At 54.8% G+C, this 14,270-nt stretch carries 15 protein-coding genes; 2 read left to right on the forward strand and 13 right to left on the reverse strand.

The features are described from left to right. Positions 1 to 154: 154 nt before the first annotated feature. The 3 genes from ACTHYN_RS15065 to mpl all read right to left on the reverse strand — a co-directional run bounded on the left by ACTHYN_RS15065 (position 155) and on the right by mpl (position 3,482). On the reverse strand, positions 155 to 1,294 hold the full coding sequence (locus tag ACTHYN_RS15065) for an acyl-CoA dehydrogenase family protein (RefSeq protein WP_441813235.1): 1,140 nt from the start codon (positions 1,292 to 1,294) through the stop codon (positions 155 to 157). An 85-nt stretch (positions 1,295 to 1,379) separates the two neighbouring features. After that, entirely contained in the window at positions 1,380 to 2,066 is a 687-nt protein-coding gene (locus ACTHYN_RS15070; protein WP_441813236.1) for a flavin prenyltransferase UbiX, read from the reverse strand. Positions 2,067 to 2,087: 21 nt separating this feature from the next. Further along, on the reverse strand, positions 2,088 to 3,482 hold the full coding sequence (gene mpl, locus ACTHYN_RS15075) for a UDP-N-acetylmuramate:L-alanyl-gamma-D-glutamyl-meso-diaminopimelate ligase (protein WP_441813237.1): 1,395 nt from the start codon (positions 3,480 to 3,482) through the stop codon (positions 2,088 to 2,090). A gap of 154 nt (positions 3,483 to 3,636) precedes the next feature. Here mpl and ACTHYN_RS15080 point away from each other — a divergent pair, with 154 nt between their 5' ends. Beyond that, on the forward strand, positions 3,637 to 4,899 hold the full coding sequence (locus ACTHYN_RS15080; RefSeq protein WP_441813238.1) for a 6-phosphofructokinase: 1,263 nt from the start codon (positions 3,637 to 3,639) through the stop codon (positions 4,897 to 4,899). Positions 4,900 to 4,994: 95 nt separating this feature from the next. On the opposite strand, the gene ACTHYN_RS15085 is transcribed toward ACTHYN_RS15080, so the two are convergent. Beyond that, positions 4,995 to 5,240, reverse strand: a complete 246-nt coding sequence (locus tag ACTHYN_RS15085; RefSeq protein WP_441813239.1) for a GrxA family glutaredoxin — start codon at positions 5,238 to 5,240, stop codon at positions 4,995 to 4,997. A gap of 152 nt (positions 5,241 to 5,392) precedes the next feature. Between ACTHYN_RS15085 and ACTHYN_RS15090 the strand changes: the two genes are divergently transcribed. After that, positions 5,393 to 5,836 (forward strand): YqaA family protein, encoded by a 444-nt coding sequence (locus ACTHYN_RS15090; protein WP_441813240.1) that lies wholly within the window; start codon positions 5,393 to 5,395, stop codon positions 5,834 to 5,836. Here ACTHYN_RS15090 and ACTHYN_RS15095 read toward each other — a convergent pair. The 9 genes from ACTHYN_RS15095 to rsfS form a co-directional block, all read right to left on the reverse strand. Further along, positions 5,776 to 7,233 carry an ABC1 kinase family protein gene (locus ACTHYN_RS15095; protein WP_441813241.1) on the reverse strand — a complete coding sequence of 486 codons (1,458 nt, stop codon included), beginning with the start codon at positions 7,231 to 7,233 and terminating at the stop codon, positions 5,776 to 5,778. The genes ACTHYN_RS15090 and ACTHYN_RS15095 overlap by 61 nt on opposite strands. A 16-nt stretch (positions 7,234 to 7,249) precedes the next feature. After that, positions 7,250 to 7,912 (reverse strand): lipoyl(octanoyl) transferase LipB, encoded by a 663-nt coding sequence (gene lipB, locus ACTHYN_RS15100; RefSeq protein WP_441813242.1) that lies wholly within the window; start codon positions 7,910 to 7,912, stop codon positions 7,250 to 7,252. A 5-nt stretch (positions 7,913 to 7,917) separates the two neighbouring features. Beyond that, positions 7,918 to 8,187 carry an HP0495 family protein gene (locus ACTHYN_RS15105; RefSeq protein ID WP_441813243.1) on the reverse strand — a complete coding sequence of 90 codons (270 nt, stop codon included), beginning with the start codon at positions 8,185 to 8,187 and terminating at the stop codon, positions 7,918 to 7,920. Positions 8,188 to 8,219: 32 nt separating this feature from the next. Then, positions 8,220 to 9,398, reverse strand: a complete 1,179-nt coding sequence (locus ACTHYN_RS15110; protein ID WP_441813244.1) for a D-alanyl-D-alanine carboxypeptidase family protein — start codon at positions 9,396 to 9,398, stop codon at positions 8,220 to 8,222. Positions 9,399 to 9,446: 48 nt separating this feature from the next. Next, positions 9,447 to 10,343 carry a septal ring lytic transglycosylase RlpA family protein gene (locus tag ACTHYN_RS15115; RefSeq protein WP_441813245.1) on the reverse strand — a complete coding sequence of 299 codons (897 nt, stop codon included), beginning with the start codon at positions 10,341 to 10,343 and terminating at the stop codon, positions 9,447 to 9,449. A 104-nt stretch (positions 10,344 to 10,447) separates the two neighbouring features. Then, positions 10,448 to 11,590 (reverse strand): rod shape-determining protein RodA, encoded by a 1,143-nt coding sequence (gene rodA / locus ACTHYN_RS15120; RefSeq protein WP_441813246.1) that lies wholly within the window; start codon positions 11,588 to 11,590, stop codon positions 10,448 to 10,450. Beyond that, positions 11,590 to 13,488 (reverse strand): penicillin-binding protein 2, encoded by a 1,899-nt coding sequence (gene mrdA, locus ACTHYN_RS15125; protein WP_441813247.1) that lies wholly within the window; start codon positions 13,486 to 13,488, stop codon positions 11,590 to 11,592. The genes rodA and mrdA overlap by 1 nt, the downstream gene beginning before the upstream one ends. A 9-nt stretch (positions 13,489 to 13,497) precedes the next feature. After that, positions 13,498 to 13,968 (reverse strand): 23S rRNA (pseudouridine(1915)-N(3))-methyltransferase RlmH, encoded by a 471-nt coding sequence (gene rlmH / locus ACTHYN_RS15130; protein ID WP_441813248.1) that lies wholly within the window; start codon positions 13,966 to 13,968, stop codon positions 13,498 to 13,500. Between the two features lie 2 nt (positions 13,969 to 13,970). Then, positions 13,971 to 14,270, reverse strand: a 300-nt coding sequence (rsfS, locus tag ACTHYN_RS15135) for a ribosome silencing factor (RefSeq protein ID WP_441813249.1), incomplete at its 5' end; no start/stop codon positions are given.

A 14,270-nucleotide genomic window follows, 5' to 3' on the forward strand; every position in this document is an offset into this window, starting at 1 on the left:
TCACGGCAACCGTTTATCCTTGTTAGAGGTTGTGCCGTTACTTTAGGGGATGTGGCTGCAGGAGACTTTGATAGGTTTGGCAATCTGTAAAGTTTAGTAACAAGAAACCCCGAAGCCTGTTCAACTGGCAACGGGGCTTCTTGCCTGGCGTGGCTTAGAACGCGCGCGCAACAATCTCTTTCATGATTTCGTTGGTTCCGCCATAAATACGTTGTACTCGGGAATCTGCCCACGCACGGGCAATCGGGTATTCCCACATGTAGCCATAACCGCCGTGCAACTGCACGCACTCGTCCATCACTTTGCACTGCAAGTCTGTGGTGTACTGCTTCAACATGGCGGCCGTGGGTATATCCAGCTTTTTGTCGAGGTGCAGCTCCAGGCAGCGGTCGGTGAACACTCGGGCGGCGGTGATTTCTGCTTTCAGCTCCGCCAGTTTAAAGCGGGTATTCTGAAACTTGATAACCGGCTTGCCGAACGCCTTACGCTCTTTCACATAATCCAGCGTCCACTGCCATGCGGCTTCAGCGGAGGCTACAGCGGTCAGGCCGATCTGCAGGCGTTCAGCCGGCAATTCCTGCATCAGCTGAAAGAAGCCCTGCCCTTCTTTGGGGCCCAACAGGTTCGCTACGGGTACTTTGACATCCTGAAAAAACAGCTCGGATGTGTCCTGGGCTTTCATGCCCACTTTATTCAGGTTCTGGCCTTTCTCAAACCCTTCTGAATTGGTTTCAACCAAAAGCAGGCTGGTGCCTTTGGCCCCTTCTTTCGGGTCGGTTTTGACCACTACAATAACCAGATCTGCCAACTGGCCATTGGTAATAAAGGTTTTGGAACCATTCAGAATGTAGTGGTCGCCATCCTTCAACGCTGTGGACTTCACGCCCTGCAGGTCTGAGCCGGCACCCGGCTCGCTCATGGCGATCGCCGAGATCATTTCGCCTGAAACCAGCTTCGGCAGATAGTATTCCTTCTGCGCCTGCGTTCCGTAGTTCAAAATATAAGGAGCAACAATGTCCGAGTGCAGAGTCCAGCCGATGCCAGATAGCCCGGCGCGGGAAATTTCTTCCATGACCACTGCGCTGTAACGGAAGTCAGCGCCCACCCCGCCAAACTCTTCGGGTGTGCACGGGCACAAAAAGCCCAGCTCGCCAGCTTTTTCCCATAGTTCGCGACTGACCTGGCCATCTTTTTCCCACTGCTGGTGATATGGCGCGGCTTCTTGTTCCAGAAATTTCCGAACGGAATCCCGAAAGCCGTCAAGGTCTGCGTCAAAGAGCGTGCGTGGAATCATGGTGAACCTCAGTTAGTGAACAGTAATGTGATTAACGTTCACCAAGTCTCTGCTGGCAGGCGGTTTTGCTCAATGATGAAAACCATCAATCCTGCTGGCCAAAACCATCGTTGCTACCGGCTTTGGCACCCGCACGGGCCTCACCCCAGCGCGGCATCAAATCCTGGGGCAAACCCAGATGATCGAGAATGCGCGCCACAATAAAATCCACCAGATCCTGCACCGAATCCGGCCGATGATAAAACCCGGGGCTGGCCGGCATAATTACCGCGCCCATCCGGGTGAGCTTCAACATGTTCTCCAGGTGTACTTCTGAATATGGCGCCTCACGGGGCAGCAAAATAAGCTGTCGCCGCTCTTTCAGGGCCACGTCGCCCGCCCTCTCAATCAGGTTGTTACTGGCGCCCGTGGCCAGTGCCGAAAGGGTGCTGGTGCTGCAGGGGCAAACCACTAAGGGCGCTTTCTCACCAGAGCCGGAGGCCGGTGGCGAGAACCAGTCTTCCCGGCCAAATACCAGAATTTGCCCTGGCTGGGCACAGGCGTATTCGGTGAGGGTCTTTTGCATGGCCGGCGGAGTTCCCGGCAATTTCAGATCGGTTTCTGTGGCAATCACAATCTGGGCCGCTTTGCTGATCATCACATGAACCCGGCAACCTGCGGCCACCAAACACTGCAACAGGCGCAAGCCATACTGGGCACCGGATGCGCCGGTAAACGCGAGGTTAACCGTTCGGCCCCGGGGTAAGTTATTGCTTGCCGTGTCTGGCATCATGATGACTCCCTGAAAATCAAATCAGCCATGGATACGTTCAAGCTCGGCCACAAGCTTTCCGTGAATGCCACCAAAGCCCCCATTGCTCATGGTTACAATGTGGCAGGGGCTGGGCAGGTCTGCCAGAACCCGGTCGATCAGGCCTTGCACGGTCGATTCCACAAGATGCTGTCTGGACTCCGGGTTGGCCAGCTGCCAAGCAGAAACCAAATCCGGCAACCAGTTCATATCATTAAGGTTGGCCCAATAAACCCGGTCGGCCAAGGCCGCGCTTGGCAGCAACGTATGCTGGTGAACGCCCTGCTTCATGGTGTTGGAACGCGGCTCTATAAGCGCGATAACGGGCTCTTCGCCGACCTGGGCGCGCAAACCTTCAAGCGTGGTTTCGATGGCCGTTGGGTGGTGGGCAAAATCATCGTAAACCTTTACGCCGTTGATATCCGCCAACAATTCCATGCGCCGCTTGACGCCGGAAAAGCGACATAGTGCGGCCACCGCGTGATCTGGCGTTACGCCAACATGCCGGGCAGCCGAAATGGCAGCCAATGCATTGCGAACGTTATGCAGGCCTGTCTGGGACCATTTTACGACAGCAACCGGCTGTTCGTGGTGAATCACCATAAACCGGCTGCCGTCTTCCGAAAGCAATTCGGCACGCCAATCGGTTGTGCCCGGTACTTCGCTGCCAATGGCGGCTTCCTGCACCTGGCTCCAGCAGCCCAGGGACAGCGCGTTATCAAGATGGGTGTCCACACTCGGGCGAATAATCAAACCCTGTGAAGGAACGGTGCGCACCAGATGGTGGAACTGGCGCTCAATGGCATCAACATTATCGAAGATGTCGGCGTGATCAAACTCAAGGTTGTTCAGTATCAGCGTACGAGGCCGGTAATGAATAAACTTGGAGCGTTTATCAAAGAAGGCACTGTCGTATTCATCCGCTTCAATCACAAAGAAATCACTGTCGCCAAGCCTTGCCGACACCGGAAAGTCTTTGGGCACGCCACCGACCAGATACCCGGGTGCAAGCCCGGCCTGATCCAGTATCCAGAGCAGCATGGCGGTGGTGGTGGTTTTACCGTGCGTGCCCGCAACAGCCAACACCCACCGGTGTCGTAGCAGTTCGCGGGCCAGCCATTCGGGGCCAGACATGTAGTCAATATTGCGATTAAGTACGGCTTCAACCTCGGGGTTACCCCGGGACATGGCGTTGCCGATTAGCACCAGATCTGGTTTGGGCTCAAGGTGTTCTGGACTGAAGCCGCTCATCAAGCTAATACCCTGCGCCTCCAGCTGAGTGCTCATAGGCGGGTAAACACCCTGATCAGAACCGGTAACTGTGTGGCCCAGTTCCCTTGCCAGAACAGCCAGGCTGCCCATAAATGTGCCACAGATACCCAGAATATGAATGTGCATTCGCCGTTCGCCCTCTCCATTGAAACCCGACAAGCCTCCCGTATCCGCCTCACTCCGTCAAGCACACAAACATCTGCACTTCTCGTCATGAAAATCCGATGCGTTTGGCGTATCATCTGCGCCATTATTAAACAGCAGGAGGCTCCAGCCCGAGATGGCCATCAAGAACGCATTCTACGCTCAGTCTGGCGGTGTTACCGCCGTTATCAATGCCAGTGCCTGCGGGGTCATTCAGACCGCTCGCAAACACCCGGACAAAATCGGCAAAGTGTTTGCCGGTCGCAACGGCATTCTGGGCGCACTGAACGAAGAGCTGATTGATACCAGCCTCGAAACAGACGAGGCCATTCAGGCGCTGATCCACACCCCTGGCGGGGCCTTCGGTTCTTGTCGCTACAAGTTGAAAAACATCTCGGAAAATCGCCGGGAGTACGAGCGCCTTATTGAGGTATTCCGCGCCCATGACATTGGTTACTTTTTCTACAATGGTGGCGGCGACTCCCAGGATACAGCCTATAAGGTATCGCAGATGGGAGAAACCATGGGCTACCCGATTACCTGTATCGGTGTACCCAAAACCGTAGACAACGATCTGCCGTTTACCGACTGTTGCCCGGGTTTTGGCTCTGTTGCCAAGTACATTGCCACCTCCACGCAGGAAGCCAGCCTGGATATTAAATCCATGTGCGAAACATCTACCAAGGTATTTGTACTTGAGGTGATGGGCCGTCACGCAGGCTGGATTGCCGCCTCCGGCGGTTTGGCTGGCGAGGGCGAAGGCGAGCCACCCCACATTATTTTGTTCCCGGAAATCCCGTTTAATCGCGATGCGTTCCTGGAGCGGGTTGAATTCTGTGTGAAGGAATACGGCTACTGTGTGGTTGTGGCTTCGGAAGGCGCTCAGTATGAGGATGGTCGCTTTCTGGCCGACGCGGGTGCCACAGATGCCTTTGGTCACACGCAACTTGGTGGCGTAGCGCCAGCATTGGCCAATATGGTTCGGCAGGCTTTGGGGTATAAATACCACTGGGCGGTTGCGGATTATCTGCAGCGCAGTGCTCGCCATATTGCTTCTGCCACAGACGTTGAACAAGCTTACACCGTAGGCAAAGCCGCTGTGGAAATGGCTCTGGATGGCAAACAGGCCCTTATGCCTACTATTGTGCGTGAGCAGGCCAAGCCCTACCGCTGGAAGATTGGCGAGGCCCCACTGAGCGAGGTAGCCAATCAGGAAAAGAAAATGCCGATCCACTATATTAGCGACGACGGCTTTGGCATTACCAAAGATTGCCGAGACTATCTACAGCCGCTGATTGCCGGCGAGAGCTTCCCACCGTTCGAGAACGGTATCCCCAAGGTTGCGAAGCTGAGCAACACTCTGGCTGAGAAAAAACTGAAAACCGACTTTCATATCTGATTAGTTGAAGTCGCCCCTCCCCGGGCACATAAAAAGGGCTCTGCATGTTGGTGCAGAGCCCTTTTTTATAAGCAACACAAAACAATTCAGAGTACTTAACTCGCCTCTGACTGCCGCACGTAACTGGCAAATTCGTCATAACCACCTATGTAGTTATCTCCCACTAAAATTTGCGGCACGGTATGCACAGGCCGGCCGATTTTGTCGGCAATGTCGGCTTTTGTCATGTCATGTTCGATCATATCTACCCAGCTAAACGGCATACTGCGGGACTCACACAGACTTACCGCACGTGCACAAAAGCCACAGCTTGACCGACCGTAAATGGTTACCTGCTCCATAAAACCTCCAACAATGCATTTTCCGGGACCACCCGGAGTAGGAAAACTGATAGATTCATGATGACATGATTCGATTAAATTAAAAATTGATGCTTTGAATGACCACCATAGTACTGGATCATACTTAGGCTACCCACTGACAGGAGTGCCCTTTGATATACCTGACATTATTTCTGACTTCGTTCGCCGCGGCCACGCTGCTGCCAGCCTATTCAGAAATACTTGCAGGCTCTCTCGTGGTTAAGGGATATTCACTTTGGTGGCTTTGGGTCTGGGCTACCCTGGGCAACACGTTGGGGTCTGTGGTTAACGGTATTATCGGACGGCAAATTGACCGCCTGAAGCATAAACGCTGGTTTCCCATTAGCGAGACACAGCTGCACAAAGCCAGAAACAGGTTTAACCGCTACGGCCAATGGTCTTTGCTGCTGGGCTGGTTGCCCTTGGGGGGCGACGCGCTAACCCTTGTAGGTGGCATTATGCGCGTGCCCTGGCTTAACTTTATTGTGCTGGTAGGTATTGGCAAAGGCTTGCGTTATGCGTTTGTGATCTGGCTAGTGGCCGAAGCATCAGGGGTGCCGCCACTCTCGCCGTAAAGGTACTTGCGCAATAACTGCTCGCCATTGAACTCTGAATAGAGCACTGCAATAAAGGTGTACACCCCAATCAGCTTGCGGTTAAGAAATACAAATTCCCTGGGCGGCACCCGAAAATACCGACTTATGGCAGATCGTGCTGCCTGACGCGCAACCCGCGATGGCAGGTCGCTTTGCTTCCAGCGATACTGCCCTTCGCTACTGACAGCTTCCTCTGGCCAGCTTTCATGGTCACTGGAAAGCGGTTCCAGCACAGACATGCAAACCTGACCGAATTTTTCTAACACCTCGTTTGGCCAGTCTGTACTCATAAAGCGAAGTGCAATGCCACCGTCGATCACGGCATCGAGATCGTCTTCGTAGGAGGCTCTAACCATTTGAATAACCGGTTCCAGAAACTCGCTGGAATACGACTGCACGGCGCCAAAATCCAGAAGTACGATGCGATCGTGATCGCTACCCTCACCCTTCTGTTCACCGTCTTCCCCGGCGATGCGGATCCGGTAATTACCGAAGTTGGGATCGGTTTGAATTTCGCCCCAAACAAACAGCTCCCGGAAAAACAGTTCCAGAGCAGCCTTACCAAGATTGCTGCGGCGCTCGAGTGATAAATTACCAACTACCTCAGAGCTAACAGAATGGCCGTGTTCATAGGTGGCGCAGATCACGTGGTTGGTGGAGTAGTCTGGCAACACTTCAGGGACTACAAAACGTGGGTCGTCTGCGAGCATCTGGCGGAATTTTTCAGTTGTGCGGGCTTCCAGGCGGTAATCCACTTCCCGATGCATCATTTGCCGGACTTCTTCCAGCCAGTCCTCAAATTCCGGCCCAAAACTCACCAACCGAGCCACCCTTAGCATCTGGGCGACTGCATTAAGGTCGCTGTCTACTGCATCGGCAACGCCGGGGTACTGAACTTTAAGCACAAGTTCCAGGCCATCTCTGCGCCTAACCGCCCGGTGAACCTGCCCAAGCGAGGCTGAACCTATGGGCTCCGGATCTACCTTCAGCTCTGCCAGTTTGTCGCGACCCAACTCTGCTTCCAGCACGCGCTCGATCGCAGCCCATTCCAAAGAAGTCGTTTGGTCTTCCAGGGTGTGCAGCGCCTCGGTTACTTCTTCTGGCAAGAAGTGTTCACCGTATAGCGCCATAACCTGGCCTATTTTGACCACACTGCCTTTCAACTGGCCAAGCTCATCCACGAGAAAGCGCGCCTGGCTGGACAGCATCGCCCGGTGACGCTCATCACGTTTTTCTTTGCCACTGAACCAGTTAGTGGCCATATGCGAAGCCATTCGGGTTCCGGCGAAAAGCCCGGCGCGAGTCAGACTTAGCCTGCGTTCAAAGCTGCCAGTCTTAATGCGGGAAACTGATTTACCTGAGCGTTTGGTTGACATGTGCGACCTGCCAAAATCAAGGAATGTATTCGCCCTGGCCTTCCCAGCCTTCAACATAAGTCACTCGGGGATCGTTCAGGCCGGACACCAGATGGGCCACCAGGCAGTGTTCAATATCGCCTATCGTGGCCATAGGCGCAAAATCGCGAACCTGGCACATGGCCAGCCCGGCATAACCGCAGGGGTTGATACGTTGGAACGGCTCCATATCCATGTCGACATTCAGCGCCAAACCATGAAAAGAACAGCCACGTCGCACCCGCAGCCCGAGAGACGCAATTTTTGCCTCACCCACATACACACCGGGCGCGTCTGAGCGGGTTTCGGCGGCAATGCCAAGCTCCGCCAGAGTACCCACAATGGCCGCCTCAATAAGACCGACCAAGGCTCTGACACCCATTTTACGACGGGTTAACCCCATCATCAGGTAAATCACAAGCTGGCCGGGGCCGTGGTAGGTCACTTGTCCGCCACGATCCACCTCTATAACAGGAATATTACCCGGCGCCAGAATGTGTTCGGCTTTGCCTGCCTGCCCCTGAGTGTAAACACCGGGGTGCTCCAGGCACCAGAGCTCGTCGCTGGTGTGCTCGCCCCGTTCCGCTGTGAAGCTTTTCATGGCTTCCCAGGTTTCCGGATAGGGCTGCTGCCCTAATGACCTGACAATCAATTCAGGCATCGCGGCTATAACACCATATGTACACGGCCACTGGCCTTGAGTTCTTCAAAAAGCGCCTTCAGCTGAGCTTCGCCGGTGGCCACTATGTTCAGCCGAACCGAACAGAACCGCCCCTTGCTGCTATCCTGAACGGACACATCCGCCTCGCGGAGTTCGGGAGCATGCCGCTGAACAACGCCCACCACAAACTCTTTAAAATCCGGAGCCGAGTTACCAATCACTTTGATACCGTAATCGCAGGGGAACTCAATTGTTGGTGCTTTCGGTTCACTCATGCCGTTTTACTCCCGGGTTCAACTCGCTCTTACTAAAACAACTGAACGAAAAACAGTTTGATGGCATCCCAAATGCGCTTGAAAATTCCGCCCTCGGGAACGTCGGTCAAAGCCAGCACTGGTTGATCAACCAGTACTTCATCGTTAAACGAAACCGTGACTCGACCCAGTTCATCACCCGCACCAACCGGGGCTTTTATCACTGAATCCAGGTCTATGCTGGATTCAAGGCTGCCGCGGGAGCCCCTTGGAATCGTTACATAGGTATCTTCGAGCATGCCCACAGACAGTTTATCCGACTCGCCACCCCAGACATTGGCTTCAATAAGCTCTTGCCCGGCCCGGAACAGGCGCTCGCTCTCATAGTAACGGAAGCCGTAGTTCAGCATCTTCTGGATTTCCTGCGACCGTGACTGGGAGCTGCTGGTGCCCATTACCGTGGCAATAAAGCGGGTATTATTTCGCTTGGCCGAGGCCACAAGGCAGTAACCTGCTTCTTCAGTGTGGCCTGTTTTCAGGCCATCAACACTGTCATCGCGCCATAACAGACTGTTACGGTTGGGCTGGCGGATGTTGTTGTAGGTAAATTGCTTTTCCGCGTAAATCGGATAGTTGTCCGGGTAATCATTGATAATCGCCCGCGCCAGCAGGGCCAGGTCATACGCCGTGGAAAAGTGATCCGGGGCAGGCAGGCCTGTGGCATTCTCAAAATGGGTGTCCTTCATGCCCAGCAGTTGCGCCTGCTGATTCATGATATCCACAAACGCCCCTTCACTTCCGGCCACAAACTCCGCCAACGCAACCGAAGCGTCGTTGCCAGACTGGATAATAACGCCTTTCAGAAGCTTCTCTACCGAAACACTGGTGCCCTCTTTCACAAACGTGCGCGACCCTTCTGTTTTCCAGGCCTTTACGCTGATGGGCACCTGATCAGACATTTTGATCCGGCCTTCATCCAGCTCGCGTTCAACAATGTAGGCCGTCATCATTTTGGTCAGGCTGGCAGGCGGTAGCCGCTCGTTGCTGTTCTCCTCCATGATCACAAGCCCGCTTGTGGGGTCCATGAGCACGTAGGAAGTGCCGGCAATCTGTGGCGGAGACGGAATCAGCACAGATTGGGACATTGCGTTGCCTGATACCGACAGCATCAACACAAAAGCGAATGTCGCTGATAGAAAAGAGAGCGAGCGGAACATTGATTTAAGGGCCATGGGTCTATTCATTCGTCGTTAAGTGTATTTTTAAAAGTGAGCTAACGTTTAATTGGAATCGGTCAGCACAATGGACTGCAAAAAACCTTTCGCTTCCAGAAGGTTCTGCGTCTTTCGCGCACTGCCTTCATCTTGAAAGGGGCCAACCTGCACCCGGTGAAAGCGGCCTGAAGCTGTATCTACAGCTCTCACCCGCACGGGATCACCAAGAACGCTCCTGGCACGGCTCTGCAGCTTTTCTGCAGGGTCACGGCTGCCAAAAGAGCCTAGCTGAACAAACAGCCCGCCGTTCGTTGCTTTGGTACTGTCTGTTTCGGGCGCTGGCTGCGCCGGTGCTCCCTTGCCGGGGCTAAACGGCTGACCGGCTATAAACATGCTGCCATTCGGTTTAACGGTAATCGATTCTACCTTTACCCGTGCCGTACCCCGTGACTGATAACCCAGTTTTTTGGCCGCCGCATAAGACAAATCAATCAACCGATCACCGTGAAACGGCCCACGGTCGTTCACTCTGACAATGACCGAACGGTTGTTGTCCTCGTTAGTCACCCTGGCGTAGCCAGGAATCCTGAGGGATTTATGGGCCGCCGACATTTCATACATGTCGAAGGTTTCGCCGTTGGATGTTTTATGGCCGTGGAATTTCTCGCCATACCAGCTTGCAGTGCCGCGAGCGACATATCCATCGTTGCTGCCCAGCACCGAGTATTGCTTACCCCACACCGTATAAGGTGATTTATTTCCGGCTCTGACGGGGGCCTGGTATACGGGCACGGCATCTGACAACCCGGATGCATCAAAATCACCTTCGGGAGCCCTGTCCTGGCTAATGGTATATCGTGATGAATGGTCTGTGCCAGCCGTAGGCTCTGGCGCTGAGGCACAGCCCGCCAGCGTCAATACTACCGATACTGTCAGCCATGCATGTAAGCGATTTGAGATCACTGTCCGGATGTCCTCTGAAATGCGGGCCGCCGAATAGGTATAAGGGCAGCCAGGGCAACTATTGTAACGGGTTCAGGGTATTGATCACCATTACCAGCCTGACATCAGGCGGTGATCATCCGGCGATGTGTGTGTATGGACATCAAAATACCAAATGCCGCCATCAGCGTGACCGTTGATGTGCCACCGTATGAAATGAGTGGCAAGGGTACCCCGACCACGGGGAGCAAACCACTGACCATGCCAACATTCACAAACACATAGATAAAAAAGGTCATGGTTAGCGCACCCGCCAACAGCCGGCTGAATGAATCCTGAGCGGTCACTGAAATATAGAGGCAGCGCAGAATAATCAGAAAGTACACACTGAGCAGCACCAGAATTCCGATGAACCCAAACTCCTCTGCCAGCACTGCAACAATAAAATCTGTGTGGCTTTCTGGCAGGAACTCCAGGTGCGACTGAGTGCCCTGAAGCCAGCCTTTGCCGTCAATACCGCCCGAGCCAATAGCGGTTTTGGATTGGATAATATTCCAGCCAGCGCCAAGCGGATCGCTCTGGGGGTCCAACAGTGTCAGTACGCGCTGCTTCTGATATTCCCGCATGCCAAAAAACCACATAACCGGAGCGGCCACGGAAACCATTGCAAAGAAGGCCGTTATCAGCTTCCAGCTCATGCCTGCAAAAAACACCACAAACAGCCCGGCCATGCCCACCAGAAGCGATGTGCCCAGGTCAGGCTGTTTTACAATTAACACCATGGGGAGGAGCACAACCGCCAGGCCAACGGCAATACGGGACAGTCTGGGCGGCAAAAAGTGCCGTGACAGATACCAGGCTGCCATCATGGGTACCACCAGCTTCATAAGCTCTGACGGCTGAAACCGGGGCAGCCCAGGTAGCGCCAGCCACCGCTGCGCACCTTTGGCACCGATACCTACAAACAATACTGCTACCAGGCCAATCAGGCCCAGACCATAGAGCCAGGGTGCCCAGCGGCGAAATACTGATGGGTCCAACTGGGCGAAAACCAGCATTACAACAAAAGCAATGCCAAAGCGAACACCCTGCGCCTCTACTACATCTATATTTCGGTCTGCGCCGCTATACAGCACAAACAGGCCGCCCGAGATCAGCCCCATAAGCAGCACAAGCAGGATAGGATCCAAATGCAGCGCCGACCATAAGCCTTTTGGCCGCCCAAGCGGGTTACTGGCCGTTGAACTGAATACTTCCCGGACAGCCATTAAAGAATCTCACTCCCGGCATCGGTTTTACTGATCAGCGAACTATCCTCAGGCGCGGCTAATTCCAGCAGCCAGGCATCAAACATTGCTCGCGCCACTGGGGCCGCCGTACTACTGCCGCCGCCACCATTTTCAACAATAACCGCGACTGCGATTTGTGGGTTGTCCACAGGCGCGAAGCCAACAAACATGGCGTGATCGCGCAAACGCTCTTTAACCTCTTCTGCGTCGTATTTTTCATCTTCCGCAAGGCTAAAGACCTGAGCTGTGCCGGTTTTCCCGGCCATGCGATAGGGGGCACCACGGCCCGAGGCACGAGCCGTGCCCCTGGAGCCGTGCATCACTTCTGCCATGGCATCTATGATGTACTCCCAATCGTCCGGGTCCTCAAGCTTTAGCGGCTTATGGGTTTCATCCGGTAAAAAACCCTCTGGCAGTTCGCCACCCTCAACGCCTTTCAATAGCCTGGGCTCAACCCACTTTCCCCGGCTTGCAATAAGCGATGTCGCCGTTGCCAGCTGCAATGGCGTGGCGAGCATAAACCCCTGACCAATCCCCATGTTTACCGAATCCCCCGGATACCAGGGTTGGTTGCGCACGGCCCTTTTCCAGTCCTGGGATGGCAGCAGGCCACTCAGCGCGCCGGATACATCCAGCGCGGCGTCTTCGCCAAAACCGAAGCGGGACAGGTAGCTATGCATGGTGTCCACGCCCATTTCCACAGCCGCTTCGTAAAAATACACGTCGCAGGATTGCGCCATAGCGTGGGTCAGGTCTACCCAACCATGTCCGCCCCGTTTCCAGTCCCGGTAGCGGCGACCTTTGGAGTTGAGCTGAAAATAGCCAGGGTCCCAAATGGTATGGTCCTTTGTGACCGCGCCACTATCCAGAGCCGCAATTGCCAGCATGGGTTTGAGGGTGGAGCCGGGAGGGTATTGCCCTCGCAGGGCCCGGTTGAAAAGGGGTTTATTAATGCTGGTGCTCAAGGCGCGATAATCTGGCACGCTAATGCCGGTCACAAACTTGTTGGCATCAAAACCAGGTACACTGGCAAGGGCTAACAAGCCTCCTGTTTCCGGCTCGATAGCCACAATAGCACCACGGCGGCCATCGAGTAGCTCATGGGCCTTTGCCTGCAGCCGCAGGTCCAGATGCAGCTCTATGTCTTCACCCGGCACGGGGTTTTCTTGCTCCAGCACTCGCAGTGTGCGGCCCCGGGCATTGGTTTCCACGTGTTGGTAACCGACTTTTCCGTGCAGCTGTTCCTCGTAAAATCGCTCGACACCGGATTTACCAATATAGTTGGTACCCGCATAGTTAACCGGGTCAATTCGCTGTAGCTCTTCGCGATTGATGCGGCCAACAAAGCCCAGTGCATGGGCCGTCAGCTCACTATGTGGGTAATACCGAACCAGTTCTGCCTCTACCTCTACGCCGGGCAGTTCATGCCGGTGCACCGCCAGGCGTGCAATTTCGTCTTCGGTCAGGTCGTAGCGCAGGGGGATTTCCTGAAAGGGTCGCCGTGGCTCCCGAAGGCGGCGCTGAAACCGTTCCAGGTCTTCTTCGGACACATCAAGAATCTGAACCAGCTGCTCCAGGGTTTCATCAATGCCGCCAACCCGCTCGGGCACCAGGGTGACACTGAACACCGGACGATTCTCTGCCAGCAATACGTGGTTACGGTCGTATACAAGCCCGCGAGGCGGCGGCACAGACTGAACCTGTACCCGGTTTTTATCAGAAAGAGTGGTATAAATATCGTGTTCTACCACCTGAAGCTGGTACATCCGCGCAACAAGCCCTGCCAGGAGCAGGAACACAAATAACAGCATAACGGTGACGCGGCGCTGGAATAGCCTGCGCTCGGCAGCAGTGTCTTTGAATTCACCCCACGGCATAGATGCTTCCTAAGCCCGGTGGTACGGGTGGTTACGGGTAATCGACCAGGCTCTGTATAGCTGTTCCGCCAACAGGATGCGCACCAAAGGGTGGGGCAGCGTAAGCGGAGAGAGCGACCACTGCTGCTCTGCGCGTTGGCGACAGTGAGCAGCCAGACCGTCCGGGCCACCAACCAGAAAGCTGACATCGCGCCCATCCTGCTGCCAGTTTTCCAGCTGGCTGGCCAGTTTTTCCGTGGACCAGGGGCGGCCAGAGACTTCTAGCGCAACGACCCTGTCCCGGGCACCGGTGGCAGCCAGTATGGCGTCGCTTTCGCGCTGCATAAGCCTGGAAATATCGGGGTTCTTGCCACGATGGGGCATGGCAATTTCTACCAAATCGATGGGCATTTCCGGAGGCATACGACGAGCATAATCGTCGTAGCCTTTAGTGACCCAGTCGGGCATTTTCTGCCCCACGCAGATCAAGCGTAACCGCATGATTACTCGCTGCCCGCGGCACCGACATCCGGCGCGTCACGCCAGAAGCGCTCCAGGTCGTAAAATTCACGGGTGGCAGGCAGCATGACATGCACAACCACATCGCCCATGTCCACCAGTATCCAGTCACTGCCACCACGGCCTTCAACGCTGTTAACACGCACACCCTGCTCTTTTGCATCAACCACAACTGAGTCTGCAAGAGATTTGACGTGACGACTGGATGTCCCGGATGCCAGAACCATGAAATCGGTAACGCTGGTGCGATCCCGTACGTCAACAACACTGACGTCCTGTGCTTT

The sequence above is a fragment of the Marinobacter sp. genome, from assembly GCF_052091845.1.
Taxonomy (GTDB): domain Bacteria; phylum Pseudomonadota; class Gammaproteobacteria; order Pseudomonadales; family Oleiphilaceae; genus Marinobacter.

Excerpts from the sequence above, each read along its gene's own strand:
- ACTHYN_RS15095 (WP_441813241.1), bottom strand. The coding sequence starts at position 7,233 with ATGTCAACCAAACGCTCAGGTAAATCAGTTTCCCGCATTAAGACTGGC.
- ACTHYN_RS15080 (WP_441813238.1), top strand. The coding sequence starts at position 3,637 with ATGGCCATCAAGAACGCATTCTACGCTCAGTCTGGCGGTGTTACCGCC.
- mpl (WP_441813237.1), bottom strand. The coding sequence starts at position 3,482 with ATGCACATTCATATTCTGGGTATCTGTGGCACATTTATGGGCAGCCTG.
- lipB (WP_441813242.1), bottom strand. The coding sequence starts at position 7,912 with ATGCCTGAATTGATTGTCAGGTCATTAGGGCAGCAGCCCTATCCGGAA.
- mrdA (WP_441813247.1), bottom strand. The coding sequence starts at position 13,488 with ATGCCGTGGGGTGAATTCAAAGACACTGCTGCCGAGCGCAGGCTATTC.
- ACTHYN_RS15085 (WP_441813239.1), bottom strand. The coding sequence starts at position 5,240 with ATGGAGCAGGTAACCATTTACGGTCGGTCAAGCTGTGGCTTTTGTGCA.
- ACTHYN_RS15110 (WP_441813244.1), bottom strand. The coding sequence starts at position 9,398 with ATGGCCCTTAAATCAATGTTCCGCTCGCTCTCTTTTCTATCAGCGACA.
- ACTHYN_RS15065 (WP_441813235.1), bottom strand. The coding sequence starts at position 1,294 with ATGATTCCACGCACGCTCTTTGACGCAGACCTTGACGGCTTTCGGGAT.
- rlmH (WP_441813248.1), bottom strand. The coding sequence starts at position 13,968 with ATGCGGTTACGCTTGATCTGCGTGGGGCAGAAAATGCCCGACTGGGTC.
- rodA (WP_441813246.1), bottom strand. The coding sequence starts at position 11,590 with ATGGCTGTCCGGGAAGTATTCAGTTCAACGGCCAGTAACCCGCTTGGG.
- ACTHYN_RS15105 (WP_441813243.1), bottom strand. The coding sequence starts at position 8,187 with ATGAGTGAACCGAAAGCACCAACAATTGAGTTCCCCTGCGATTACGGT.
- ACTHYN_RS15070 (WP_441813236.1), bottom strand. The coding sequence starts at position 2,066 with ATGATGCCAGACACGGCAAGCAATAACTTACCCCGGGGCCGAACGGTT.